The organism is Bifidobacterium bombi DSM 19703 (assembly GCF_000737845.1).
GTDB classification, from domain to species: Bacteria; Actinomycetota; Actinomycetes; order Actinomycetales; family Bifidobacteriaceae; genus Bifidobacterium; species Bifidobacterium bombi.
Window position 1 is genome coordinate 1,528,408 of the sequence record NZ_ATLK01000001.1, and the last position, 25,172, is coordinate 1,553,579.

Here is a 25,172-nt window from a genome sequence, read left to right on the forward strand (position 1 = left end):
CAGGAACGTTGGGAGGGCGTGTTAGAGTCCGTCTACCCGTATCGTTCGAAGGCATGTGCCGCTGCCTCGGCCGCCGCGAATCGGGATAGGTACGGCACCTCCGCGGTTCCGACGTTGAACTTCGATGTGCCCGCTTTCCGCTCATCGCGTCCTCGTCACGTCGGTGGCGTTCGCCCGAGGGTGGTCATACCCGTCTTCCCGGGGAACAATTGCGAATATGATTCCGCGCAGGCGTTCCGGCGTGCGGGGGCTGAAGTGCATACCCTGATCATCAACAATCTCACGGCCGGGGCGGTCGCCGGATCGGCCAAAGCGCTCGCGGCCGCCATCAGGGCAAGCCAAATCGTCATGATTCCCGGCGGCTTCTCCGGTGGTGACGAGCCCGACGGCTCCGCGAAGTTCATCGCCGCCTTCTTCCGGTCTCCTGAAGTGGCGGATGCGGTACGCGACCTTCTGCACAACCGTGATGGGCTCATGCTCGGCATATGCAACGGCTTCCAAGCCTTGGTCAAGCTGGGTCTCCTGCCTTACGGAGATATAGTCGACATGACCTCGCAGTGCCCAACCGTGACGTTCAACACCATCGGGCGGCATCAAAGCCGATTGGTGCGTACTCGTGTGGCCAGCACGAAATCGCCCTGGCTGTCGTTGACGAGCGTTGGAGCCGTCCATACCGTCGCTGTTTCACATGGGGAAGGGCGTTTCGTGGCTTCGCCGCACCTGCTTCGCCAGCTTGTGGACGATGGCCAGATCGCCACACAATATGTCGGTGACGACGGCAGGCCAAGCATGGATCTGAGCGTGAACCCCAATGGATCGGTGTTTGCCGTCGAAGGGGTAACCAGTCCGGATGGGCGAATCTTGGGCAAGATGGGGCACAGTGAGCGCAGCGGCGACAATCTCTACCGCAATGTTCCGGGCGACCACTATCAGCCTGTTTTCGAGGCGGGGGTGGCGTATTTTGCTTAGCGAATCCTTGGTCTTGGGGCGTGGTGCAGCGTTGGTGCACCTCCCCTCCGCGCTGGTTTTCCCTGTGGACGGTAGCGGTAATCGGCATCGCGGTGTTGATGGATGCCGAACGTGCGTATGCGGTCGTGGGATCCACGCCGGTTATGGTGCCGAGACCCAGATCGGTCAAATCATGCAATACAAGACTCTTCAACGAGGAGGGCGATATGTCGGTCGAGCTTGAGGACATCCATGAGGAGTGCGGGCTGTTCGGTGTGTGGGGGCATCACGATGCCGCCCATCTGACGTATTTCGGTCTGCATGCGCTGCAGCACCGTGGGCAGGAGGGGGCGGGCATCGTGGCGAACGACCACGGATCACTCGCTGGGCACCGTGGCCTTGGGCTGCTTACCGACGTGTTCCGTGATGAAACCGAGATGCGGCGTTTGAAGGGTGACGGCGCGATAGGCCATGTGCGTTACGCCACTTCCGGCTCGAAGAACGTGGAGAATATCCAGCCGTTCCTGTTCCGTTTTCATGATGGTGACTATGCCCTTTGCCACAACGGAAATCTGACCAACTGCACGAGTCTTAAACGCGGCCTTGAGGCCGAAGGTGCCATTTTCCACTCGAATTCCGACACGGAGGTGCTCATGCACCTCATCCGTCGCAGCGACAAGCCGACGCTCATGGCGCGGCTCAAGGAGGTTCTTCCGCGGGTTCACGGCGGGTTCGCGTATCTGCTCATGACCAACGACGCACTTATCGGCATCTCGGACCCCAACGGCTTTCGTCCGTTGGAACTCGGCAGGCTGCCTGGGGGCGCGTACGTCCTAGCCAGCGAAACGTGCGCGTTGGATGTGGTCGGCGCGCAGTTCGTGCAGGACATCGGACCAGGTCAGATAGTGACGGTCGACGACAATGGCTACAGCATCGAGACGTACGTGCCCGATCCGCAGCTTTCGATCTGTTCCATGGAATTCATCTATTTCGCGCGTCCCGATTCCAATATCTACGGCATCAACGTCCATTCGGCGCGTAAGCGCATGGGCGCTCGCCTTGCGTGTGAGGCACCGGTGGAGGCCGATATGGTCATAGCGGTGCCGAATTCCTCACTTTCCGCCACTTGCGGCTATGCGGAGACCAGTGGTCTGCCCAATGAAATGGGACTGATCAAGAACCAGTACGTTGCCCGCACTTTCATTCAACCGACGCAGGAGTTGCGTGAACAGGGCGTTCGCATGAAGCTCTCGGCCGTGCGCGGGGTCGTCGAAGGTAAGCGCGTCGTCGTGGTCGACGATTCGATAGTCAGAGGCACGACCTCACGGCGCATTGTGCGGTTGCTGCGCGAGGCTGGTGCGAAGGAGATCCACATGCGGATAAGCTCGCCGCCTTTGCGTTATCCGTGTTTCTATGGCATCGACATCTCCAACACCAAGGAGCTCATCGCCGCCAAAATGAGCGTGTCTGAAATATGCGACTATATCGGAGCCGATTCCCTCGCGTTCCTGAGCCTGGACGGGTTGGTCGAGTCAATCGGCATGCATGAGGATGCGCCATATGGCGGGTTGTGCGTCGCCTATTTCAACGGTGACTATCCAACGGCTCTCGACGATTATGAAGAGCCGTTCCTTGGGTCGTTGCCGCGGTCCGAACGTGAGCGGTTGAGACGCGAGTGGCGGTGCAGTGACTATCGCCATGACGCGGGCGTCGGAAAGTGACGCTGTGACGGGCGAAGCAGCATTCGTGCCGAAGGATGCAGCCGATGCGGGAGAATTTCAGATAACGCGGCGAGAATCGCAGCGAACACAAGCAACAAAGGAGCATCAATGCCACAGGCTTATGAAAACGCCGGCGTCAGCGTCGAAGCGGGATATGAGGTCGTCAGACGCATCGGCAAACACGTGGCCCGCACGTCCCGTCCCGGCGTCATGGGCGGCATCGGGGGGTTCGGCGGACTGTTCGATCTTTCGGGCCTGGGGTACCGGGAACCGGTGTTGGTCTCCGGCACGGACGGCGTGGGAACCAAACTCATGGTGGCCCAGGCCATGGGAAGGTTTGACACCATCGGCATCGACTGCGTGGCCATGTGCGTCAACGACATTGTGGCTCAAGGCGCTGAACCGTTGTATTTTCTCGATTACATCGCATGCGGGCACAACGATCCGGTGTGTTTGGAACGAGTGGTTTCGGGCGTGGCCGATGGCTGTGAGCAGGCGGGTTGCGCGCTGATCGGCGGTGAGACGGCTGAGATGCCCGGGATGTATGCCGCCGATGAGATCGATCTGGCTGGTTTCGCCGTGGGTGTGGTCGAAAAGTCCAGCCTCATCGACGGCGCCAGCGGTGCCACGGGCATCAAAGCCGGGGACACGCTCATTGCCCTTCCTTCCAGCGGCGTGCACTCCAACGGTTTTTCTTTGGCTCGTAAGGCGCTGTTCAACCAAGCCGGATACACCGTCGACACCCCGTTCGATGCGGTGATGGCGGATGACGGCGATCGTGGCGTTGCGGCCCGACCGCGTGTCGACGCCCAATCCGCCCGTGAAGACGGCATTGGCGCCGCCCCGACGCTTGGCGATGTGCTCCTGACGCCTACCAGGATCTACGTGAAGGCACTCATGCCGTTGGTGCGCGCCGGTCTGGTAAAGGGCGTCGCGCATATCACGGGAGGCGGCTTCATCGAGAACGTTCCACGCATGCTGCCGCAAGGTCTTGCCGCGCAGATCGATCTAGGTACGTGGCCCGTTCCTCCCATATTCGGGGCGATAGAGCGTGCCGGCTGCATCGATTGTATGGAGATGTACAACATCTTCAACATGGGTGTGGGCATGATGCTGGCTGTAGGCCACGATGAGGCGCAGGCGGCGCTTTCCATGCTCCGGTCCAATGAGGAGGAGGCGTACCGGGTGGGTGAGGTCGTCGTGCGGAACGATGATGGCGTGCGTGTCGTGTTCTCCGGTCCAGGTTTGGTGCGGTAAAGGATTTGCTATCTGCGGTGCGGTTGCGTCCGGCGGGCGCACATCGGCATTGTAGGTCACGCCGGTGGCTCGACCCGCAATAGGTCGGGGCGGGAGGGACTCCCGTCATCGTGGCATAAGGATTGGGGAGCCTGGTCGGTCAGATGTCGTCTGATTCCCGCGAGGCGATGGTCTCACCGCCCGTCGCCGCGGCTTGGGCCACGGCGACGGTGGCTCCGCGCAAGGTGATGTCCTGGCCGCACTGGCACCGCCGTATGGTGGTGCGTTTATGGAAGTTGGATGCGGTGGACCGGTTGAGGTAATGCTGAGCGGTGTCGATGAACACGTCGTTGACGATGTCGGGCGGCCCCCAGACGCAGACGTCCCCCATGTCGAGCAGTCCCACCGGCATGGCTATCGCCTGGGCCAGGTGTTCCCCCGCATCGGCGATCACCTGCCTGCGTTCGTTTTCGTTCGCCGCTCGGGCCATTCGCTCGCGCAAGGCAGGTGCGGAAAGGATGGTCTCCAGGCAGCCGCGTTTGCCGCATGGGCATTGCGCGCCGTCGGGATCGACGACGATGTGGCCGATCTCCCCGCTGGCGTAGTTTTCACCCACGATGGGTATGTCGTTGACCAATGTGGCGGCGCCGATGCCGCGGTCTATCTTGACGAACAGGAGATTCCCGCTCCCTTTGCCGAAGAATCGTTCGGTCATCATTGCGCAGATGACGTCATTGGTGACGCATACGGGCACTGCGAACCGTCGCTCCAACATTCCGCGCAGATCGACGTCGTGCCAGTCCCATTCGGTTGAGGTGAGAATCACCCCGTCGTGCACGACTCCTGTGGCGGCGATGCCGATGCCGATGACCCGTCCGCTGTCGTTCCCGATTCGCAGCTCCTCCTTCCACAGGCGCTCAATCAGAGAGGCGATGATTTCGCAGTCCACGCCTTTTTGGGAGTCGAGTGCGATCTCCGCATGCTGCAGGGGCGTGCCGAGGAGATTGGTCACTTCGCCGCTGATGAGATGCTCCTGCGAAAGGTCGATGGTGATGATGCGCAGGCGTTCCCCATCCACGCCGAGCAGCATGCCTCTCTTTCCCTTACCTGCGACATGGGTTTCGTAGCCCGACTCATAGATGAGCCCCTCGGAGAGCATGTCGTTGGTGACGTCGGAGATGGCCACGCGGGAAAGGCCGGTGGTGCGCCCCAGTTGCGCACGCGAATAGGCATGGGAGGGGTACAACAGGTTGAAGATCAACGAGCGGTTGTTGCGTCGTACGTCCGCCGGACTCGCCTTGCTTGAGGTGGCATGGGTGTGCAGATGGGCCGTCGTGTTGACGCTGACCGACATGCATCCTCCCTTCCTTGTGGGTCGTGCGATGTACCTATCAAGGTCACGGATATCGAATGAACGAGTTCGGTAAGATTATACATCCTCATTTCCGGAGAGCGGGTAACGGCTCCGGCCCTGTGGGCGGTCTGCATGGTTCCGGATCGGTCGTGGTGCTGATCCGATTTTGGAGGGACATGTGGAATGGTTGCTGGGATGGCTGCCGAAGTCTGGACATGATTTTATATTTATGTATATTATATTAACAATAAGTGTATTGCGCGGACTGTTTCGGTAGGGTTTTCCGAAAGGTTTCGAGGCATATGCCTGGTTTGCAAGCGATTTCGGGGCTTCGGCCGGTTGTGCCGTCAGTTGCGCATCGGGCATTGATGACTACGAAAGGCGTGGTATGAAAGGCAATGAGGACATTATCGGCGGCGTTGAAGCCGGCCGCGTGGGTGACGGAGCGCCGCTGTCCGAACGGCTGAACGCGGTCGCGCGCGGTTTCGCCATCGAAGGGTTGATTGAAAGCATAGAGCCTTATGGGGATGGACACATCAATGAGACCTATCTGCTTGTTACGGATCGGAGTCGTTACATCCTACAGCGCATGAACACCGACATCTTTGCGGATGTCGGAAGCCTTATGCGCAACATCGAGCTGGTCACGGCCTTCCTGCGTGAACGGGGGAAGGAGACGCTCGACATCATACCCACGACGGAAGGTGGCTCATACCGTCATTTCGACAGTGGCGACTGGCGTGTGTATAAGTTCATCGAAAACACGATTTCGTATAATCTGGTCCCCTCAACCGACGTGTTCCGGGAGTCCGGTGTCGCTTTCGGGCAGTTTCAGAATGATTTGGCGCAGTTCGATGCCTCTCGGCTGACGCAGACCATCAGGCATTTCCACGATACCCCCAAGCGTTTCCGTGATTTCCGGGCTTCACTCGAAGCCGATGAATTCGGGCGTGCCGCCGTCTGTCGTGATGAGATCCGGTTTTACCTCGACCGGGTTTCGTGCTATGGCATCATCATGGATGGTCTGGCGGATGGTTCGATTCCGTTGCGGGTGACGCATAATGACACCAAACTTAACAATATCCTCATGGATGCGAAGAGCCATAAGGCCCGAGCCATCATCGACCTCGACACGATCATGCCCGGGTCAATGCTTTTTGATTTCGGTGATTCCATACGCTTCGGGGCCTCGACCGCCCTTGAGGACGAGCGCGATCTCAGCAAAGTGCATTTCAGCCCCGACCTGTTCCGCGCATACACCGAGGGATTCGTCGGGGCGGTGCGCCCAAGCATCACCGATCGTGAGGTTCAGCTGCTGGGTCTGGGTGCCCGGATGATGACCTTGGAATGCGGCATGCGGTTCCTTACGGATTTTCTTGCAGGTGACACGTACTTCGCCGTGGCCTACCCGGAGCACAATCTGGTCCGTTGCCGTACGCAGATCAAGCTCGTCCAGGAGATGGAGGACAAGGAGGCGCAGACCTCTAGGATCGTCGATGAGGTGATGGATCCGATGACCGGAGCCGCTGCAGGAGGCAGGCTATGAGCAGGATGGCGATGGACGGCGTCTACGAAGCCATCGATGCGCTGAGCGACTTTGCGTTGGATCGTCTTTCGCTCAGTCCAGACGACGAGGTGTGGGCCCGCAATCGTGTATTGGCCTTGTTTGCGCTCGACTCGTACCATCCGACGGGCACGAAGGCCGAAGGTGCCGATGTGGATTCGCTTCTGAATCGACTGCGTGAAGCGGCCGTGGCTGCCGGACTTCTGAGCGGGGATCCGACTTCCGACGGCGGGGGCCTGACTTCCGACGGCAGCGATCGGTCGAAGCGGTCCTCCGCTAGGGCGATCGATGACGCAGCGGTCAACGGCGATGCCTTGGACGATGCGGTGATGTCGTGCTTCACAGCGTCTCCATCCGTGTTGCGGAGCCGATTCAAGGGCATCGAGTCCGTTGCCGCCGCCGGTCCGATGGAGGCGATGCGCTGGTTCTACGATTACTGTTCGGACAGCACCTACGTGAAACGTTCGCGTTTGTCGCGCAACCTACGTTTCGCCTCGCATGGGCTCATCGTCACCATCAACCTTTCTAAGCCGGAATTTCGTACCATGAAGAACGCCGCTGTGGGAAACAGCGTTTCAGGGGGGTATCCCAAGTGCACGATCTGCTATGAAAACGAAGGGTTCGCCGGTCGCGATAAGCGCACGCTGCGCACCATACCCGTCACCCTCGGTTGTCGTCGATGGTTCTGGCAGTTTTCGCCCTACGGCTATTTCGACCAACACGGCATCTGTGTGAACGCGGAGCATACGCCCATGCACGTGGACCGGCAGACGTTTGTCAACCTGCTTGATTTCGTCGACCGTTTTCCGGGTTATTTCCTGGGCTGCAACGCCGCGCTGCCCAGAATCGGCGGCTCCGTGCTTGCCCATGACCATTATCAGGGCGGCGGTGAGCTCATGCCCATGCACAAGGCGGGCGCCTGGGCCACCCTTCGCTTGGGTCCAGATGCCGACAACCGCGTCTTGCCTGCCTTGCCCGCTTCCGTCGTCGGCGCCGATTCACGGAGAGTCAACGGTTGCGCCGGTCCTCTTCCGCAGAGGCAGGCGGCATGCGAGTGCGTCGTGGAGATTCTCGATTGGCCCGGAACGGCGGTACGTGTGGTTTCGCGCTCGCGTGCCGCAATTGTCGCCGTGTCCGACCGTATTCGCGAAGGATGGGTGCACTACAGCAATCCTGGGCTCGCCATTGTCTGCGAGGGGCCGGAGGGTCGCCGTAGTGCTGTGTCGCCCAGTGTCGTGGTGACGGAGCGTGGCTACGAAATGAATCTCATTCTGCGCAACAACGGTGTCAGTGAGGAATTTCCGCAAGGGATATTCCACGCCCATCCCGAATTCTGGGCGGTCAAGCAGGAACCCATCGGGCTGATCGAGGCCCAGGGGTTGTTCGTACTCCCCGGCCGTCTCAAAGACCAACTGGCGCATATCGAGGATGCGCTTGTGGCGGGCGGTCCGTTGCCCGAGGCCGAGCATGAGTTCGCTTTCGAGTGGGATGAGCTGCGCGACAAGCTCGGGGGCCGTGCCGACCGCCAGGGTGTGAGGGAGGCCATCAAGGACGAGTTGGGCGATATCTGCGAACGCATTTTGGGCAATACGGCGGTTTTCAAACGTAAGGAGGACACCCTGGCGTTCATGCAGTCGCTTGGTTTCATGAAAAACGACTGAATTGCCCCGTTGGTCTTGCGTAAGATCAGCCTGCGGCGCTTCGCCGGTCGCCGGTGCTTTGTCATGTTGTCGAAACTATGATTGGTGTGGTACGACAAAGGAGGTTGGCATGGTGGTGAAAGGTCTGAAAGCGCAAGACGACGAGGAGACGTTGCGAACGGAAGCGGGTTCCGGTTCGGCTGCTGCCGGTGATGGCCGTGGCCAGGAGAGTTCGCAGGTCGGTTTGAGTGTACGCAGGGCAGTGGTGACCGGCGCGTCCAGCGGCATCGGTCGAGCCACGGCCGAGGCGCTTGCGGCCGACGGATGGAGGGTCGTGGCGTTGGCGCGTCGCGAGGCGAAGCTGCTCTCGCTGGCGGATGAGCTCAACGAACGTTATGGCGCTGGAACGTGCATATATTCAATCTGCGACATCACGGACGAGGCTTCCACCCAGACCGCGGTCACGCGGGTCCTTTCGCTGGACGGCGGCGTCAAGGCGCTGGTGAATTGCGCTGGGGCGGCGTTCGGCAAGGATAGCGTGGAACATTCCAGTCTTGATGATTGGCGTAATATGTATGAGCTGAACGTCATCGGCACTTTGCGCATCACCCAGAAGCTGCTGCCTGCGCTCAAGGAGGCCCCCGGAGGCGGCACCGTAGTGGTCATCTCCTCCACGGCTGGCATTGAGCCCTATGAGGGTGGTTCGGGTTACTGTGCGGCGAAAGCGGCCGAGCGTGTCATGGCCCGGGTCCTGCGGTTGGAGCAGATAGGGCAGCCATTGCGCGTGATCGACGTTTCGCCGGGCATGGTGAAGACCGATGAGTTTTCACTCAAGCGTTTCGGTGGCGATCGGGCGAAGGCCGAAGCGGTGTATCAGGGCGTTCCCGATCCGCTGAGTGCCGAGGATGTCGCGCAGTCCGTGCGTTGGGCGTTGTCACAGCCCGATACCGTGGATGTCGATTCAATCGTGGTGCGGCCTCGCGCGGAAGGTTCCTACACCAAAGTCGATCGGCATTAGGCGGTGCGTCCAGCTTCCGGATTTTCCGTTTTCTGCTTTCCGCTCCTTGTCGCTTCCTGTTGCTGCGGCTCGCCTGTACGGAAAATCCGGAAGTTTGTTCTGTATATCCGCGGTTCGCGGCTTCCATCCGAAGCCTATCTGCACAACTTGCTGACCATCACTTCATTAAACCGTTTTCGTAGTAGTGCGCCAGTGTTTCGTCCCGCAGCTCTTCGAAGTAGCCTGCATCGATCGAGGCGCGGATGTCATCAAGGAGCTTGACGAAGAAGTGCTCGTTGTGGATGGTGGCCAACGTGGCGCCGTTCATTTCATGCGCACGCAGCAGGTGATCCACATAAGCGCGGGTGTAGTGAGTGCAGGTGTAGCACTCGCAGCCCTCCTCCAAGGGATTGAAGTCATGTTTGTTGGCGGCACGTTTGATGTTGTAACGTCCATGTCGAGTGAATATGGCCCCGTTGCGTCCGCACCGAGCGGGTGAGACGCAGTCGAAGGTGTCGCCGCCGTTCTCGACGCATGCGAAGATGTCGTCGACCTCGGCGATTCCGAGCACATGCCTGGGGCGGTTCTCCGGCATTTCGTCGCAGATCCACGCGCAGGTGTCGCCGATGAGCCGTTTTTCGATGGCTCCCCCGATGCCTACTCCGTCGAAGTCGAGGGAGGCGATCTCCCTCGCCGCGCGGCGCCTTAGGTCCTCGTAATTGGCTCCTTGCACCACTCCGTACAACGCCTGATAGGGTTTGCCTACGCGCTCGTGCGTCAGCCTCCGGTGCTCCTCGACGCATCGGCGCGCCCAGCGGAACGTGCGCTCTACGGAATGCTCCTGGTAGCCCCGGGTGTTCATCAGTGTGGTCAGCTCGTCGAAGGCGAACATGATGTCAGCACCGAGCTTGTGCTGGATGCCCATGGAAATTTCAGCGCTGAAACGGTGCCTGCTGCCGTTCAGCGGTGATTTGAACGTCACGCCGTCCTCGTCCACGAACGCTAGCCGTTCCTTGCCTTCCGCGATGACGTCGTCGTTCTTCATGTCGGTCACGTCCATCGCAAGGGTTTTCTTGAACCCCGCTCCGAGTGAGAGCACCTGGAATCCGCCCGAATCGGTGAACGTAGGGCCGTCCCAGTTCATGAACCGCGCCAAGCCGCCAGCTTCATCGAGCACCTCTTCACCCGGGCGCTCGAAAAGATGGAAAGCGTTGGAAAGCAGGCACTGCGCACCGAGGTCCTTCATGGTCTCCGGCAGTACCCCCTTCATGGCGCTCTGCGTAGCGACCGGGACGAAAGCGGGTGTACGGATGTCGCCGTGCGGGGTATGGATGATTCCCGTACGTCCGTAGCGCGCCCCATCGTGTCCTTTGCCCTGAGCGCAACTTTCCAGACGTGAATGCTGCTCGAAGCTGAATTCCGATCGATCGCCGGGCAGTCCGGGTCGGGCTCCGCGAGGGTGCTCGAGCAATCCTGAAGCGCTGTGGGCCAGGTGGCTTGCCGTGCGGATGGTTGAGTCGTTGTCCGCGGGGTGACCGCTGTGGTCGGCTGCTGCTGTCTGCAGGTGTCGGGCATCCGCTGCTGCGTCTGCGTTGGTTGCGGCTGTTGTGTTCATAGTGTGTACTTTAGGAGGAACCATGCCGAGCCGGTTCGACGCGGCGCTCCTGCACGCCTATGCCATGGACGTTCGGTAGCACAGGGCCGGTGTGGCGACGAAACGTCGATGTGTCCGTATGGACACGAAATCTCGCCACATGGTGCCGTGCTCGGCTGTGGCGCGGAATGCTGCCGTGTCCATATGGCTTGCCAAGACGGCCACATTGGCATGTGTAGTCCTTCGACGTATCGGTGACTATGCACATGGAACATCGCGGATATCGATTTTCGGGAATAAAATTGGCTGAATATAAGCTGACAGAGTGTGGGAGCCGTGTGCAAAGCCCATTCCATACGGTTCACGCCATTTATTAGTATTGAAAACGTACATGCGACATGTAGAGGGTTGGTTTGGCGTGTGACGGGGTTTGGAAACAGGGATCGCTCTTCTATGGAACGTCCAGCAAACTTTCAGATAGCCTGTCTTTACTCATCTATAGCGAAACACATGAGGCGTCATCCGCTATGGCTGGCGCTTAACGATGAAGGAGTGATCATGGCTGAAAATGACGACAGGTCGCTGTCCGGTGAGCAGCAGGCAGCTTCGCGGCGCGATGCGGGTCAGGCTGGGCAGGGCGGCCAGTCCAATCCGTTCAGCGGATTGTACGGTCAGGACACCGGTGTGAATGAGGGTGCGGCAAGTGAACAAGTCGGTGCCTCCGCTACGAAGGATGGCGTTGAAGTGGGCGGAGGTCAGCCTTCCGCCGAGCCGGGGTCAAATGGTGGGCCGCAGTCAGGTGAAACGCCTCAGTCTCGAGAAAACCAGACCCCGGAGCATGTAAAAGACGGTGAATCGACGGCACCGCACAATGGTTTCGGTTCGAACCCGTATGCGGGGGTGGAGAACGGCCAGCAGCATACGCAGCCTATGCAGCCTCAGTATGGTCAGTATGCGCAGCCTCAATATGGTCAATTCGCACCGAGATCGGCAGGCGCCGAAGACGTCGATGCCGGGAGCATGACCGGCGCGGAATCCGATTCTCAGCCTACGGAGCAGTTTGACGGTCAACCGACCAGACAATACGCTCAAGGTTTCGGCGTCGGTGGTCCGGTGCCTCCCGTGCCGGGTCAGGCGGGGAATGTGCCTCCATACGGAGCTGATTTCGGCGGCCCCATGAACCCCAACAATCCCATGAAGCCCATGAAGCGCAAAAAATCCAACGATAACGTACTCGTCGCAGTGGTTTCTGCAGTGCTCACGGCCATCCTATGCCTCGGATTCGGTTATGTGGCCTTGTCGAACGGATGGGTGCCCATTCATGATTCGAGTTCGATGAGCGGGATCATGTCGAACACCTCCGGTGAAGGCACCGCCAAGCCGCAAGGCGGCGCGGCGCCCGATTGGACCAGCGTTTCCAAGAACGTCTCGAATTCGGTCATCTCGATTCAGACCAAGGTGCAGGGCGGTGAGGCCAAGGGATCCGGTGCCATTATCGATACCGACGGGCATGCTGTGACCAATAACCACGTCATCTCTGGCAGTGAGGACATTCAGGTCACGCTGGCCAACGGGCAGATGTACAAGGCGAAGGTCACCGGCACCGATCCGACGACCGATTTGGCGGTCATTCAGCTGCAGGATGCTCCTAAGGACCTGACACCGGTGAAGTTCGCCAATTCCGACAAGCTCGCGGTGGGGGAGAACGTGATGGCAGTCGGCAACCCGCTGGGCTATGACGACACCGCGACGACGGGCATCGTCTCGGCGATCAATCGACCGGTGAGCGTGATGGACGGGAACCAGTCTCAGATCGTTACCAACGCCGTGCAGATCGACGCGGCCATCAATCCGGGCAATTCCGGCGGTCCTACCTTCAACGCCGCTGGCGAAGTGGTCGGCATCAACTCGTCGATCGCCACTGCTTCTTCCTCCTCGGGCCAAGCAGGTTCCATCGGCATCGGATTTGCCATTCCCTCGAACTTGGTCAAGAGCATCTCGGATGAAATCGTCAAGGATGGCGCTGCAAAGCACGTGATCTTGGGCGTGACGATCAAGACCGCCTCGACGACGGCGGACGGCATCACCAGAACCGGAGCCCAGATCACCAAGGGTAGCGACGGTACGGCCGTGGCTTCAGGGAGCCCGGCCGCGAAGGCCGGTCTTAAAGAGGGCGATACCATCGTCTCATTCAATGATCGTGCGGTCGGTAGCAATTCGGCGTTGTTGGGTTACGTCAGGGCGGCATCGATCGGGGATAAGGCGGACTTGCGCATCGTCCGGGGCGGCAAGACCATCGAGGTCAACGTGACTCTCGACCAGGAGGAGAAGCAGGTCACTGGTTCCAACCGCAAGGAAAAGAAGAGTCCAAGCTCCGGCAGTAACGGTCAGGGAGACGGCCAAGGCGACGACGGCGGCAACGGAGACGGCGGTGGGATCTGGGATCCCTTCGGCTTCTTCTAAACCAGTGCGATTGGTGAGTCGTTGAGTCTTGCAGCGGTTCGTATGAGGTGGCGCGACGTGGATCGCGCCACCTCTTTTTTGTATGTGTGCGTAGACACGTGCCCGGGGTGGTGCGGTTGGCGCTCGATGAAGCACGGAAGATCCATCCGATTCAACCATGAGCATTGCTGTCCCGCCTGGGAGAAGCGTTTGTCGGGTTTTCACGGAATCTGTTTCCGTGGTACTCGGGGTTGCGATAAAGTGGTTGATATGACTGAGCATTTGAATGATGACAACGAGTCCGTGTCGAAGCAGACTGGGAATTACTCCCGCGACGGGGGCGAATTGCGCATCGCCGTCGTGGGCGCGGGCCCCGCCGGCGTCTATTCGTCGGATATCTTTCTCAGGGAGCTTCACAAACGTGCTGCGGAATTGGGGTTGCCTCAGGATGCGCGCATCGATCTTTTTGAGAGGCTGCCGGTTCCCTTCGGACTGGTGCGTTATGGGGTGGCCCCCGACCATCCCGCTATAAAGTTCATCTCGAGCGCGTTGGAGAAGACGCTGGACAATCCCGATATCCATCTTTACTGCGATGTGGATTTCGGCAAGGACGTCACATTGGGCGATCTTGTACCGCGCTATGACGCGATACTGTTCGCGACCGGCGCGGTGGCCGATAAGCCTCTGAATTTGCGTGGTGCGAACCTTGACGGGGTGTATGGCGCGGCGCGGTTCGTGCAATGGTACGACGGCTACCCTGAAGGCACACGCCAATGGCCGCTTGATGCCCGGCAGGTCGCCGTCATCGGCGGAGGCAACGTGGCGATGGATGTGTCGCGTGAGTTGGTTCGTCGTGCCGATGACCTGAAGACCGGGACCGATATTCCGGACAATGTGTATGAGGGCTTGGCCGCGAACCAGGCGAACGAGCTGCACCTGTTCATTCGGCGTGGGGTGGCGCAGGCCAAATTCTCCGTACAGGAGCTCAGAGAGCTGGAGAAGCTTCCTGGGGTGCAGGTCATCGTCGATGACAAGGACTTCGAACTGGATGACGAGACCATTGAGATCGCTGGTCAGGATAAGCTGACCAGACAGATGGTGGAGGAGCTTTTTACCGTGCGCGACATGGCTGAAGACATGGCCATGGACGAAGACGCGAACGGGTTTGGTTCTGATTTCGAGGGCAATCCGGCCAGCAAGAGGTATTACATCCACTTCAATTGCGATCCGGTTGAGATCCTTGGAGAAAACGGCAAGGTGACCGCGTTGCGTGTCGAGCGCACGTGGACCGGTGCGGACGGCGATATGCACCGTACCGGCGAATTTGTCGAATATCCGGTTCAGGCGGTGTACCACGCCATCGGTTACAAGCCTGCAAGCGTGGAAGGCGTGCCTTACGACAGCCGACGTAGCGTACTGGCGAATCAGGATGGCCGCATCTGCACGCAGACCGGCGTGGAGATGGGTGGAGTGGATGAGGTGTGCCCGCGGCTTTACGCGACCGGCTGGGCCAAGCGCGGGCCGGTGGGGCTGATCGGATCCACCAAGTCCGACGCGCTCGCCATTGTGGATAACATGCTTGAGGATCTGGCCGAGGCGAAACCCACCGCAGCCGGTACCGGCGCGCCAGCGGAACTGGAAGGCGCGGGAACCAATACCGACGCGGTCTTCCTTGGTGGCGCCCGTTTCGGTGTGGATCGCGATCCTCGGTCCATTGACCGTCTGCTGTCTTCCCGCGGCATCAGGCCCATTGATTTCGCGGGCTGGAAACGTGTGGATGCCTATGAGCGTGCTCAGGGTGCGCAGGAAGGTCGGGAACACAAGAAAGTGATTGATCCGGAGCAGATACGGGACATCGCCCTTGGGCAGTGATCAAGGATCCTGCGAAGTTTTGCAAGACCTGTGAATCGGAAGGAGTGCGGATGGATAGGGGCTCTTCCGCATCATAGATGTGGTGTTATTGTCGTGATATGCCGTGAGGATTGGGATGCGTCAAGCTGCGGCTGTACTTGTGGTAAGGACATGCTGAGAAGTGAGGATAGTGCGAAGATCGTGACATGAAGACTGCGATGCCTGCGAGACGCGGGTTGAACGCGTTTCGTCAGACGTTGCAGTTTTCCGTGGAGCTGTCGAACTGTACGTTATAATCGTCACTTAGTGAGTTATGAGAAGTAGGAGTTTGAAACAGAGAGAATCTCAAAATATAAGGCAGATATGTCAAAATTTGATGTAAGGCGTGTACTGGTAATCATGATGACGGCTTCCTTGGTGGGGGCCTTGGGTGTATCGCCCGTTACGGCGAATGCGGATACCGGTGGAACGTTGAGCGACCAGACCAATGTAAAAACTATCGGCGACCAGAGGATGTCTCGCAATGGTCTGGGTTCCATGCCTGACAATCCTACACAACCATTGCCCGACAAAGTAAGTGCGGTTACCCCTGACGATGCCGCCGTGGTCGCGCCCACGCTGGCGACGAAAAAAGACGGTACCACGGTCAACCTCTCAACTGGTGCCACCGTGACCGATTCGAAGATCGTGGGTACGTCGACACAACCGCCGGATCCACTTGGCAAAACTGACGGCAAAAGATTTATCCCCGTTCAGGCGGGTGAGGTGAAGAAAGCCGTTCGTGCCAACGGCGGCGAAGTGGACGTGGCGACAGGTGGGAAGGACGCTGGAAGCCAGTCGGTGCCACGCGTCCGTAACATAGCCTTGCAAAACAACGGTTACGGCGCTTACTGGGGATCGTACAACGGCACCCCGGCTTTTTTCGAGGCCGGGGGAAATTTGTTCGCGCAACAGGCCAAAGGCGTCATCGACGTGTCCCAGTGGCAGGGTGACATCGATTGGCAGGCCGTGAAAAACTCAGGTGTGGAGGGCGCCATAATTCGTATTTCCTATGGTTGGGGTAACGATTATGATCCCAAGGCAATCCGCAATATCAACGAGTGCAAGCGGCTGGGCATTCCGTTTGGGGTTTACATTTACTCATATGCGTATGACTCCGCAGGTGCCGCCGCCGAGGGCCAGGACGTGGTGGCCAAGCTCAGGGGAGCTGGTGTGAGCCCGTCGGATTTGAGCTATCCGGTGTTTTACGATCTGGAACATTGGTCTTGGACTGGTCATGCACCTCCGTCAAGCCCTTGGGTGTATGACGGTATCGTCAATTCGTGGTACAGCCAGCTGCAGGCGGGCGGCTATAACAATCTTTCCATCTATTCGTATACGGGCTACCTTAACGGCCCCCTCAACTCAGGTAATATCCATTCGAAAACCCGATGGGTCGCCAGCTACGGTCCACGGACCGGCTTCGGATACTCGACAAATGAGCGCGGATGGCAATATGCAGACAATGGCAGCATCCCGGGCATTGGGGGAAGCGTTGACCTCAATGCTTTCGGGAATCTCAGCTATTCGGCATCATGGCCTTGGGGGCATAACACCTTCACCGATATTTCGCAGCATCCACAAGTATCACTCAGTAATGGAAAGTATTATATAAGCTCAGCACAACGGGATACTGCAGGTATTGATGTGCCGGGCGCTTCCACTGCCGATGGTACGCTGTTGCAGCTTTTTGGGGCAAATCACTCAGATGCCCAACGCTATCTTTTTACCGCCCAGAATGACGGCAGCTATGAAATAAAAAACGTCGCTTCGAACAAGGTCCTTGATGTTCCAGGTGGTCAGGCCCGAGCCGGCAAGGCAATTCAGCAATATGCGGCGAACGGGACTGCCGCGCAACACTGGTTTCTAAGGGAGTCGGGTCAACGGGGTGGGCTCGTCATACAGTCAGCCCTTGGCAATTTCGTTCTTGATTTAGCTTTAGGAAACACAACGGATTTCACGCAACTGCAACTTAATGACCCGACCTTGAGTGGTTCGCAGCAGTATTTTTTAAGTTCCGTGACTCAAATATCCACTTCTCGGGCGCAGAGGATTTCTTCGGTCGCAAATTCCAGCCAAGTTCTTGATATTCCTAGTGCTTCGGATGATGACAATGTTGGGGTGGAAGTGTATTCGTGGAATGACACAGATGCACAGAAATTCAATTTTCACGAGATAGGCAATGCGATTTATGAGATTACCAATGCTGGTTCAGGGAAAGCCGTTGAAGCCGCTGGAGCTGGTTATCTGAATTCAACGCCTATTCAGCAATACGCACCGAATCATACTTCAGCTCAACGTTGGATGCCTCGGCTCAACGGTAACGGGTCTTATTCGTTTTTCCCCGAATGTGCCAACAAGGCTCTGGACCTTCCAGGTGGGTCCACGCAAAATGGCACGTACCTTCAACTGTACAATTCAAATGGCTCAAGCGCACAGCAGTGGAGACTCGAAGATGCAACAACAAATCGCGATAAAATAAATAAGCTCGCAGCTCAACATAAAACCGATTTGGCAGATGGTACGTACACCTTTATTTCCTCAACCGCCCAGAATAAGGTAATGGAGGTAGCTGGAGGTTCACATGAAGACGGTGGGAAAGTTCAGCTCTACGATTTAAATAACACATATGCGCAGGCTTGGCAGGTCAGTCATGATGCCGATGGATACATTACCTTGACCAATCAGGCATCAGGTAAGGTGCTGGATGTGAATGGTGGAGTGGCTCGGCTTAGCGCAGGGGTTCAGCAGTACACATCCAATGGTTCGTGGGCTCAGAAGTGGATAGCGCTGAAAAGCGGCGATCACTATACTCTTATGTCCGGCATCAATCGCAGTTACGTGCTTGATGTTGCCGGTGGTTCAACCATGAATGGCGCTGTGGTTCAGCTCTACTCAAATAATGGAACGTCGGCGCAGCAGTGGAGACCGGTGGCGGCAAAAACCCCTCGTACGGCTCTTAATGCTTTAGCTGCGGCCCACAAAACAGATCTAGCCGACGGTAAATATGTTTTTGCAACAAAAAATGCATATAAGCAAGTGCTGGATGTGGTTTCTGGTTCGCATTCCGATGGGGCGGTCGTTCAACTGTACGAGGAAAATAATAGTGGTGCGCAGATTTGGCAGGTCAGTCATGATTCAATGGGTTACGTGACACTGACCAACTCCGGATCTGGCAAGGTCCTCGATGTAAGTGGCGGTGTTGCAACGTTGAATGCAAGAGTGCAACAGTTCTCTTCCAACGGTTCGTGGGCTCAAAAATGGGTGGCGGTCAAAAATGGGGACCATTGCACTCTTATTTCCGCTATTGACAGTGACTATGTGTTGGACGTTGCAGGAGGCTCATCAAAGAATGGCGCTACTGTTCAACTTTATTACAGTAATGGCAGTAATGCGCAGCATTGGCAAGGTAAAGCGTTAAGTCGTTAGCGGGTTCGGATATCTCCTTGTTTTATGTATTGGAAGGCTAATTCGTTAAGTATTCGTGAACCTTACGGGTTGCTGCTTTTTTGACGTGCCAGATTGCGACACCAGCGATAAGTCAGCCCATATGTCGGTATTGGCATCGCTTTTAGCAAAGGATTCAGTGGCGGTGCCAATATGAAAAAATGTTTGCACCTGTGACGTACGTTTTTCGATCTCGTTTGGCAATGACATCCAGAATGATGCCGGTCACGATGAAAAGCAATCCGGCTACAATGAGCATGACGGAGCCGATGAGTGTTGGAAACCGTGCCACCATGCCGGTACGCCAGAAATCAATCATGACGCTGATCAGGAATCCTAGACCGACCAATGACGAGATAAGACCTAAGCTGCCGAAGAATGGTAGTGGCTTGTACTCCCTTATCATTGTGAAAATGGTAGAAATTACCTTCATTCCATCGCCTACAGTGTCTAGTTTGCTCACCGAGCCATCAGGGCGGTCGCGGTATTTAACAGGCATTTCGTAAAGTTTAAGATTGTTGTTGAGACTGTGTATCGTCATTTCGGTCTCGACTTCAAATCCTCTCGATAATACCGGGTATGTCTTTACAAAAGTGAAGGAAAAAGCCCGATAGCCCGTCATGATATCGTTTACATGTGCACCGAAAAGAAAGTTGATGGAATTGCGGACCAACTTATTGCCGGCATTGTGGAATGGTCGCTTATTCTCTTCAAAATATGTAGAACTCAAGCGGTCACCAATGACCATGTCGTAGCCTTCGATGATTTTATTTGCCATGGCAGGCGCTGCCTCCGCGGGATAAGTGTCATCACCATCAGCCATGATGTAGACGTCGGCGTCTACATCCTCGAACATCGCCCTGATTACATTTCCTTTACCCTGCCGGGGTTCCTTGCGAACTATAGCGCCCGCCTGTGCGGCGATTGACGCGGTCTGATCAGTCGAATTGTTGTCGTAAACGTAGATCTTTGCGTCTGGCAGAGAAGCTCTGAAATCCTTGACAACCTTACCGATAGTGACTTCTTCGTTATAACATGGCAGAAGCACAGCGATTTCAGCCATACCATATTCCTTTCGAGCTTTCAAAATATATATCTATGTATTCCATTTACCGTGATGTGCTTGATTTAGTAATCTCCACGCTTCTTAATTATAGAATTGCCTTCCTACAGGAAGGACATGATAAGAAAACATTGTAATTTGTCATACTTGATGACTTATTGATTACTGTAAATCGGTATGTGGCTTTCCTGGCCCTGGCTGCTGAAGTGATCATGACGAGCATAAGTTTCTATTTTCAGCATAGAAATCCTAATATGCAGTCTACACCAGTAGATCAGTAATGATATATCTTGAAACGACTGAAATAATAATAGATGTATCGTTTGAATTTGCCTATATTATGTAATAATGCACAGAGTCTTATTAAGCTCTTCTAATGCAGATACTACAGTTGTCAGATATGGTTAATGATTGATATTACTTTTCAAGTAGAATCCTCTCCTTTGAATGGGTCATTGAGCCGTTGTTGTTGCCAGTTGCATTTAGTGCCCTCATTTTAATAATCGCTGATACCGTGCTGAATGTGATGTCACACTTTTTCAGTGTAATTGTTATATGTACGAAGCAAGGTATTTTGAAAATTATATGATCATACCTTATTTAGGCCAGTGTTACATTAATGTGTCACGTTTTCTAAGATAGATATTCCCAGACCTACTGTATCGTCACAAAGTAAATGCACGTTGAATAAGAATCGGCAGATTGGTCTTTCTTACCTATTTTCATGCTTGGTTGTTTGTATCATGTCTTCAATTCGATTCCACGCACTTGATATCCTGGTAGTGAAGCGACGCCGGCAATCAGTTTTCTTGAGCATTATCTTCAGTGTCTTCCGTTTTGTTGGTTTTCTAGAAAAGAGTTTATTTCGGGTTAAAAAATTGCGTGAGTAATAGGGTCATTATCTTTTTGATTCTAGAATAGGTCGTTTCCGTGTTACAATCGCTTGTTTGCGTGGGTTTCTTAATCCCCAAAAACAGGAAGATATTTTTATTCTGTCCTTTCTAGCGCTGTTTTACAAGGTGGAAAGTACTCTTGGAATCGAGAAAAGCAGGCGTCTGTAGAAGTGAGGTAACATGCGGAACGATAAGGTCTACCGGCCGAGCGAACTCGAATGCTTCATCCGATTTTCCTCACCTAGGTTCAAACGAACCCTCTTTATGTTTTCTTCAGCGTTCTTGGCACTTCTTGCGTCGTTCGCGTTCCCAGTATGCGCGCGTAGGTTGCTGTCTATCGCGAGTATTGATGCAAGTGTTTCTGTTGTTATCGTTCGTTTTCTCATCTTATGGGTGCTGCTTTTACCCATCGTTTCCATTTTAGTCTTCGGATTCTCTCGAACGGGATCCTGGCTGCATAAGAATCGTTTCATTATAGCCGTCTGTATTGTTTTGTTTGCGGTTATTTTTGATGTCAACGGTTCATCCTTGGGGCAGTGGGATGCTCTTCTGGGGCATCCCAGCAATGCAGGTATTGCACTGGGAAAGTCTCAAGCCCTTCGTACTGACGAGTATATGGGCCTAACCCCTCTCGCTTTTTCTCAGAAATACAACAATTATCGTTATTTCAGCACAATTCCCAGTGGACAGAGTACCGATCTTTTCATCATCAAAGACGCCCCTGTGCTAGCTTTGGCTGAAATATTCCGTCCTTTCCAATGGGGCTATTTATTCTTAGGTTCCTCACGAGGGCTTGCATTTTATTGGTCAGCCCGTATGGTGGCGCTTTTCCTGTGCATGTATGAGCTTATCCGTCTGATGACAGCTAGCCGCCGTTTGGCCGCTGCAGGAGCTACTCTTGTCACATATTCCCCCATCGTTCAATGGTGGTATGCCGTCAATTCGATCGTAGAACTCCTTATTGCAGCTTCATTGGCGATAGTGTTGTTCAATCATTACTGTCACGACCACAACTCGTGGCATAGACTCAGTTGCGCTGCAGTCATCTGTCAATGCGGAGGCATGTTCATCCTTGCCTTATACCCGGCTTTACAGGTGCCTTTGGCTTATTTGATTATGATTTTGCTTGCCTGGTCCTTGGCGGAGAACTGGAAAAATATTCATATGACGCTACGGGATTGGCTGTGGGTGGTCGTATGCGTAGCGGTGACAATTCTCCTGCTTGGAACCGTGCTCTATTATTCAAGGCCGACGATCGTGGCTGCACTCAACACTGTCTATCCAGGTCATCGCGTTTCTACGGGTGACGACATGCCTTTCCTGAATCTTTTCAATGGATTTACATCGATGTTGTATTCGCTCAAAGATTATGTGGGTCCCGTCAATGCTTCTGAAACAGCGCAGATGGTTGATTTCTTCCCATTGGGTTTGCTGCTTGCCTTGTACCAGCTCTTCAAGCTGAAGAAAAAGGATGTACTCTCAATCCTGCTTTTCATTTACAGCTGTGCCATGTGCCTGTTTATGACGGTTGGCGTCCCTGAATGGCTGGCTTCGGTCACTTTGTTCTCTCGTGTCACAGGATCACGCTGTTATCTGGGTTTTGCCATAGCTAATGTGTTGCTGCTATGCAGGTGTCTTTCACGGCCAATTACCATTATGGAGAAGCGTTTCAGTCTTGCGATTGTGCTTATCTATGCTTTGCTCATTGTGGTCATAAGTCGTCGCTATAATCCAGCTTATGCAGGTAAATTGACCTTATCTATCGTGGCTGTACTGGTTGTTCTGATAGGTTTCGGTCTTTTATTCATCATAAAGAAGTATGATACAGTCGTTTCAATATGTATTGCATCCCTCGCGATGTTCGCGGTTATCGTCTGTGGTGGGCTTGTCAATCCCACTAGGATTGGTGCTGAACAGTTGGATAATCAGTCGCTAAGCAATCAGGCCAGGACAATCCAGAACAAGCATGCGGGTCTTTGGATCGTGGAGGGGCCTTCAAGAATAGGAGACAATATTCCCCAGCTGCTTGTCGCCAATGGAGTTCCCGCTTTCAATAGCATCCAAGTGACGCCGCATCTATCGGCCTGGCGTAAGATTGATCCAACAGGCAAGTATGCCAATGTTTATAATCGATATGCGTATGTCGCAATTGAGATTTGTGAAAGGGAATCCGCGAAGCCTTTTAGACTTGTCACTCCGGATAGAATTCAAGTCTCATTGACTCCTGAACAATTGCACAAATTTGGCATTACATACGTGATGAGTCAATCCAACCTTACAGCGGTTCAGCACGGCCGCTTTGGCTTTGAACAGGTGGGCCTTAAAATTGACGGTTGGTATACATATCGGATTATGAACAATTCTTGAGTTTTATCAATTAGGTGATTGAGCGCCTGTGTTGTCAGCTCAATGGCATACATGTTTTGGTGATAAGTGGTGTGCAAGTCCGCGATATGTGAATATTGATAGTCGCTCAATATCAAGAGGCTAATCCTACTAAGTCTCAACCGAAAGGTCGTTCCTTTACTACGTAGATGCTTGCTGATACGGATAATTCGTTGGGTTCTGATGGTCGGACATGTGTGCTTGGTTCCATCAAAAGTCGAACGCGAAAAGATTGGTCGATTAAAGACGGAAGTCTGAAAAACAGGAAACATCAATGTCTCAAGTCGTGATACTGCAAACGAAATATGAAATAGCTAGCTCGGTGGTTCCTTTTACGAGAATGCACTGTGACACCTTCATATTGTTGAGTGACTAATGATGTGCCCCATTGCGCAGACAAACTATGAAGGCAATTAGATAGTGCACTGAAAGCGGACAAGATGAAGGGGAAGTATTCGTTACATGGGATTGGTCGTTCCTATTTTCTATACGGTTTGATCTATACACTCTCTGGGTAATGGTTCTGCTAGTAATTCGATTGATTCCCATTCTCGGTTCTTCCATTTTGTTGGATCGGTTGCCCTTTTATTGTCCTTGGAATGATCGTGATTTTTGAGATGTTTCGTCCACGAGCAAGCATTGCAACGTACAAGATAGGATTGAAACACAGTGGTAAGAAGATGGTGTCGGAAAGTGGATGATTATAGGCAACAAAAAATGAGCCACTTACAAATGATAAGCAATGAAATCGCCGATTCGTGAATTGTAACGCAATACCATAGAGACAAAAGGTCGAATGTTTCTGAAGTACATCTGCAGAGGCTTAGGCTGTTATGGGAGCGTTCAAGAAAAGTGAATTTTACTGGTACATTATAACCATGTTTTCATAGATTCAGGAGAAGGAATCTGCGCTTCGCCATGCCTATGGCTAGAATGGAGCCATGACTGATTTTGCTCCTAAGAACATCATTGTGACCGGTGGCTGCGGCTTCATCGGATCGAACTTCGTGCACTACGTAGTGAACAATCACCCGCAGACCCATGTCACCGTGCTTGATGCGCTGACATACGCCGGAAACATCAAGAACATCGAAGGCCTCCCAGAGGAACAGGTGGAGTTCGTCCACGGCAATATCTGCGATGCGGACCTGCTCGACAAAATCGTCCCCGGCCATGACGCCATCGTGCATTACGCAGCGGAATCGCACAACGACAATTCCATAGAAAACCCCGAGCCCTTCATTCAGTCCAACATCGTGGGCACCTATCGCCTGCTGCAGGTTGCACGCAGATATGACGTACGTTACCATCAAATCAGCACCGATGAGGTCTACGGCGATCTTGCGCTCGATGACCCGCATCGTTTCACCACGGAAACCCCGTACCATCCTTCGAGCCCTTACTCCTCCTCAAAAGCCGCGGCGGACATGCTCGTACGCGCCTGGCATCGCACCTACGGCACCAGAATCACCATTTCGAACTGCTCCAACAACTATGGTCCGTACCAGCATGTGGAGAAGTTCATTCCCCGCCAGATCACCAACATCCTCGATGGCATCCGGCCCAAACTCTACGGCAATGGCTTGAACGTCCGTGACTGGATCCATACGGACGACCATTCCTCGGCGGTCTGGACGATTCTGACAAAAGGCAAGATCGGAGAGACCTACCTCATCGGAGCCGATGGGGAGAAAAACAACCTCACGGTGCTACGTGAGATTCTGCGGGCGATGGGTCAGCCGGAAGACGCCTTCGATTGGGTCAAAGACAGGCCGGGGCACGATCGCCGCTACGCCATCGACCCGTCCAAGCTTCGTGACGAGCTGGGGTGGCGTCCGCAACATACCGACTTCGCCGGCGGTCTTGAACAGACGATTCAGTGGTATACGGACAACCGAGACTGGTGGGAGCCCGCGAAGGCGGAGACGGAAGCCAAGTACAAGCGTCAAGGTCAGTGAGCACCGAGCAATCATGCGCATACGCAGCGTCGAAGAGAGG

The 25,172-nt window shown here is 55.1% G+C and carries 13 protein-coding genes and 1 pseudogene; 11 read left to right on the top strand and 3 right to left on the bottom strand.

The window, feature by feature from the left end; genetic code table 11:
* Positions 1 to 174: 174 nt before the first annotated feature.
* From BBOMB_RS08450 to purM, 3 genes and pseudogenes are all read left to right on the top strand, one after another.
* Positions 175 to 969: pseudogene (locus BBOMB_RS08450) on the top strand (phosphoribosylformylglycinamidine synthase subunit PurQ); the annotation flags it as partial.
* Between the two features lie 206 nt (positions 970 to 1,175).
* Positions 1,176 to 2,669, top strand: a complete 1,494-nt coding sequence (purF, locus tag BBOMB_RS05870; protein WP_044087591.1) for an amidophosphoribosyltransferase — start codon at positions 1,176 to 1,178, stop codon at positions 2,667 to 2,669.
* A gap of 108 nt (positions 2,670 to 2,777) precedes the next feature.
* Entirely contained in the window at positions 2,778 to 3,926 is a 1,149-nt protein-coding gene (gene purM / locus BBOMB_RS05875) for a phosphoribosylformylglycinamidine cyclo-ligase (RefSeq protein ID WP_044087550.1), read from the top strand.
* A gap of 139 nt (positions 3,927 to 4,065) precedes the next feature.
* Here purM and BBOMB_RS05880 read toward each other — a convergent pair whose 3' ends face one another.
* A complete protein-coding gene (locus BBOMB_RS05880; protein ID WP_044087551.1) occupies positions 4,066 to 5,259 on the bottom strand; it encodes an ROK family protein in 1,194 nt (397 codons plus the stop codon).
* Between the two features lie 388 nt (positions 5,260 to 5,647).
* Here BBOMB_RS05880 and BBOMB_RS05885 point away from each other — a divergent pair, with 388 nt between their 5' ends.
* The 3 genes from BBOMB_RS05885 to BBOMB_RS05895 all read left to right on the top strand — a co-directional run bounded on the left by BBOMB_RS05885 (position 5,648) and on the right by BBOMB_RS05895 (position 9,481).
* Positions 5,648 to 6,805: a phosphotransferase enzyme family protein gene (locus BBOMB_RS05885; RefSeq protein ID WP_081867333.1), complete on the top strand. Its 1,158-nt coding sequence runs from the start codon at positions 5,648 to 5,650 to the stop codon at positions 6,803 to 6,805.
* Positions 6,802 to 8,484: a galactose-1-phosphate uridylyltransferase gene (locus BBOMB_RS05890; protein WP_044087553.1), complete on the top strand. Its 1,683-nt coding sequence runs from the start codon at positions 6,802 to 6,804 to the stop codon at positions 8,482 to 8,484. The genes BBOMB_RS05885 and BBOMB_RS05890 overlap by 4 nt, the downstream gene beginning before the upstream one ends.
* Positions 8,485 to 8,593: 109 nt before the next feature.
* The gene (locus BBOMB_RS05895) at positions 8,594 to 9,481 is read left to right on the top strand and encodes an SDR family oxidoreductase (RefSeq protein ID WP_081867334.1); all 888 of its coding nucleotides are present in this window, start codon (positions 8,594 to 8,596) and stop codon (positions 9,479 to 9,481) included.
* Positions 9,482 to 9,638: 157 nt separating this feature from the next.
* On the opposite strand, the gene tgt is transcribed toward BBOMB_RS05895, so the two are convergent.
* A complete protein-coding gene (gene tgt / locus BBOMB_RS05900) occupies positions 9,639 to 11,075 on the bottom strand; it encodes a tRNA guanosine(34) transglycosylase Tgt (RefSeq protein WP_081867335.1) in 1,437 nt (478 codons plus the stop codon).
* A 537-nt stretch (positions 11,076 to 11,612) separates the two neighbouring features.
* On the opposite strand from tgt, the gene BBOMB_RS05905 reads away from it, so the two are divergent.
* The 3 genes from BBOMB_RS05905 to BBOMB_RS05915 all read left to right on the top strand — a co-directional run bounded on the left by BBOMB_RS05905 (position 11,613) and on the right by BBOMB_RS05915 (position 18,815).
* On the top strand, positions 11,613 to 13,517 hold the full coding sequence (locus BBOMB_RS05905; RefSeq protein WP_052377518.1) for a S1C family serine protease: 1,905 nt from the start codon (positions 11,613 to 11,615) through the stop codon (positions 13,515 to 13,517).
* A 249-nt stretch (positions 13,518 to 13,766) separates the two neighbouring features.
* Positions 13,767 to 15,368 carry an FAD-dependent oxidoreductase gene (locus BBOMB_RS05910; RefSeq protein WP_081867418.1) on the top strand — a complete coding sequence of 534 codons (1,602 nt, stop codon included), beginning with the start codon at positions 13,767 to 13,769 and terminating at the stop codon, positions 15,366 to 15,368.
* A gap of 342 nt (positions 15,369 to 15,710) precedes the next feature.
* On the top strand, positions 15,711 to 18,815 hold the full coding sequence (locus BBOMB_RS05915; protein WP_052377519.1) for an RICIN domain-containing protein: 3,105 nt from the start codon (positions 15,711 to 15,713) through the stop codon (positions 18,813 to 18,815).
* Positions 18,816 to 18,969: 154 nt separating this feature from the next.
* Here BBOMB_RS05915 and BBOMB_RS05920 read toward each other — a convergent pair whose 3' ends face one another.
* On the bottom strand, positions 18,970 to 19,896 hold the full coding sequence (locus tag BBOMB_RS05920; protein WP_044087554.1) for a glycosyltransferase family 2 protein: 927 nt from the start codon (positions 19,894 to 19,896) through the stop codon (positions 18,970 to 18,972).
* 1,157 nt (positions 19,897 to 21,053) lie between these two features.
* Between BBOMB_RS05920 and BBOMB_RS05925 the strand changes: the two genes are divergently transcribed.
* Entirely contained in the window at positions 21,054 to 23,156 is a 2,103-nt protein-coding gene (locus BBOMB_RS05925; protein WP_044093294.1) for a DUF7657 domain-containing protein, read from the top strand.
* 959 nt (positions 23,157 to 24,115) lie between these two features.
* On the top strand, positions 24,116 to 25,132 hold the full coding sequence (rfbB, locus tag BBOMB_RS05930; protein WP_044087556.1) for a dTDP-glucose 4,6-dehydratase: 1,017 nt from the start codon (positions 24,116 to 24,118) through the stop codon (positions 25,130 to 25,132).
* Positions 25,133 to 25,172: the final 40 nt, after the last annotated feature.

Coding starts and splice junctions, on each gene's coding strand:
- BBOMB_RS05890 (WP_044087553.1), top strand. CDS start 6,802: ATGAGCAGGATGGCGATGGACGGCGTCTACGAAGCCATCGATGCGCTG.
- BBOMB_RS05925 (WP_044093294.1), top strand. CDS start 21,054: ATGTTTTCTTCAGCGTTCTTGGCACTTCTTGCGTCGTTCGCGTTCCCA.
- BBOMB_RS05885 (WP_081867333.1), top strand. CDS start 5,648: ATGAAAGGCAATGAGGACATTATCGGCGGCGTTGAAGCCGGCCGCGTG.
- BBOMB_RS05910 (WP_081867418.1), top strand. CDS start 13,767: ATGACTGAGCATTTGAATGATGACAACGAGTCCGTGTCGAAGCAGACT.
- purM (WP_044087550.1), top strand. CDS start 2,778: ATGCCACAGGCTTATGAAAACGCCGGCGTCAGCGTCGAAGCGGGATAT.
- BBOMB_RS05880 (WP_044087551.1), bottom strand. CDS start 5,259: ATGTCGGTCAGCGTCAACACGACGGCCCATCTGCACACCCATGCCACC.
- tgt (WP_081867335.1), bottom strand. CDS start 11,075: ATGAACACAACAGCCGCAACCAACGCAGACGCAGCAGCGGATGCCCGA.
- purF (WP_044087591.1), top strand. CDS start 1,176: ATGTCGGTCGAGCTTGAGGACATCCATGAGGAGTGCGGGCTGTTCGGT.
- BBOMB_RS05920 (WP_044087554.1), bottom strand. CDS start 19,896: ATGGCTGAAATCGCTGTGCTTCTGCCATGTTATAACGAAGAAGTCACT.
- BBOMB_RS05905 (WP_052377518.1), top strand. CDS start 11,613: ATGGCTGAAAATGACGACAGGTCGCTGTCCGGTGAGCAGCAGGCAGCT.
- BBOMB_RS05895 (WP_081867334.1), top strand. CDS start 8,594: ATGGTGGTGAAAGGTCTGAAAGCGCAAGACGACGAGGAGACGTTGCGA.
- BBOMB_RS05915 (WP_052377519.1), top strand. CDS start 15,711: ATGTCAAAATTTGATGTAAGGCGTGTACTGGTAATCATGATGACGGCT.
- rfbB (WP_044087556.1), top strand. CDS start 24,116: ATGACTGATTTTGCTCCTAAGAACATCATTGTGACCGGTGGCTGCGGC.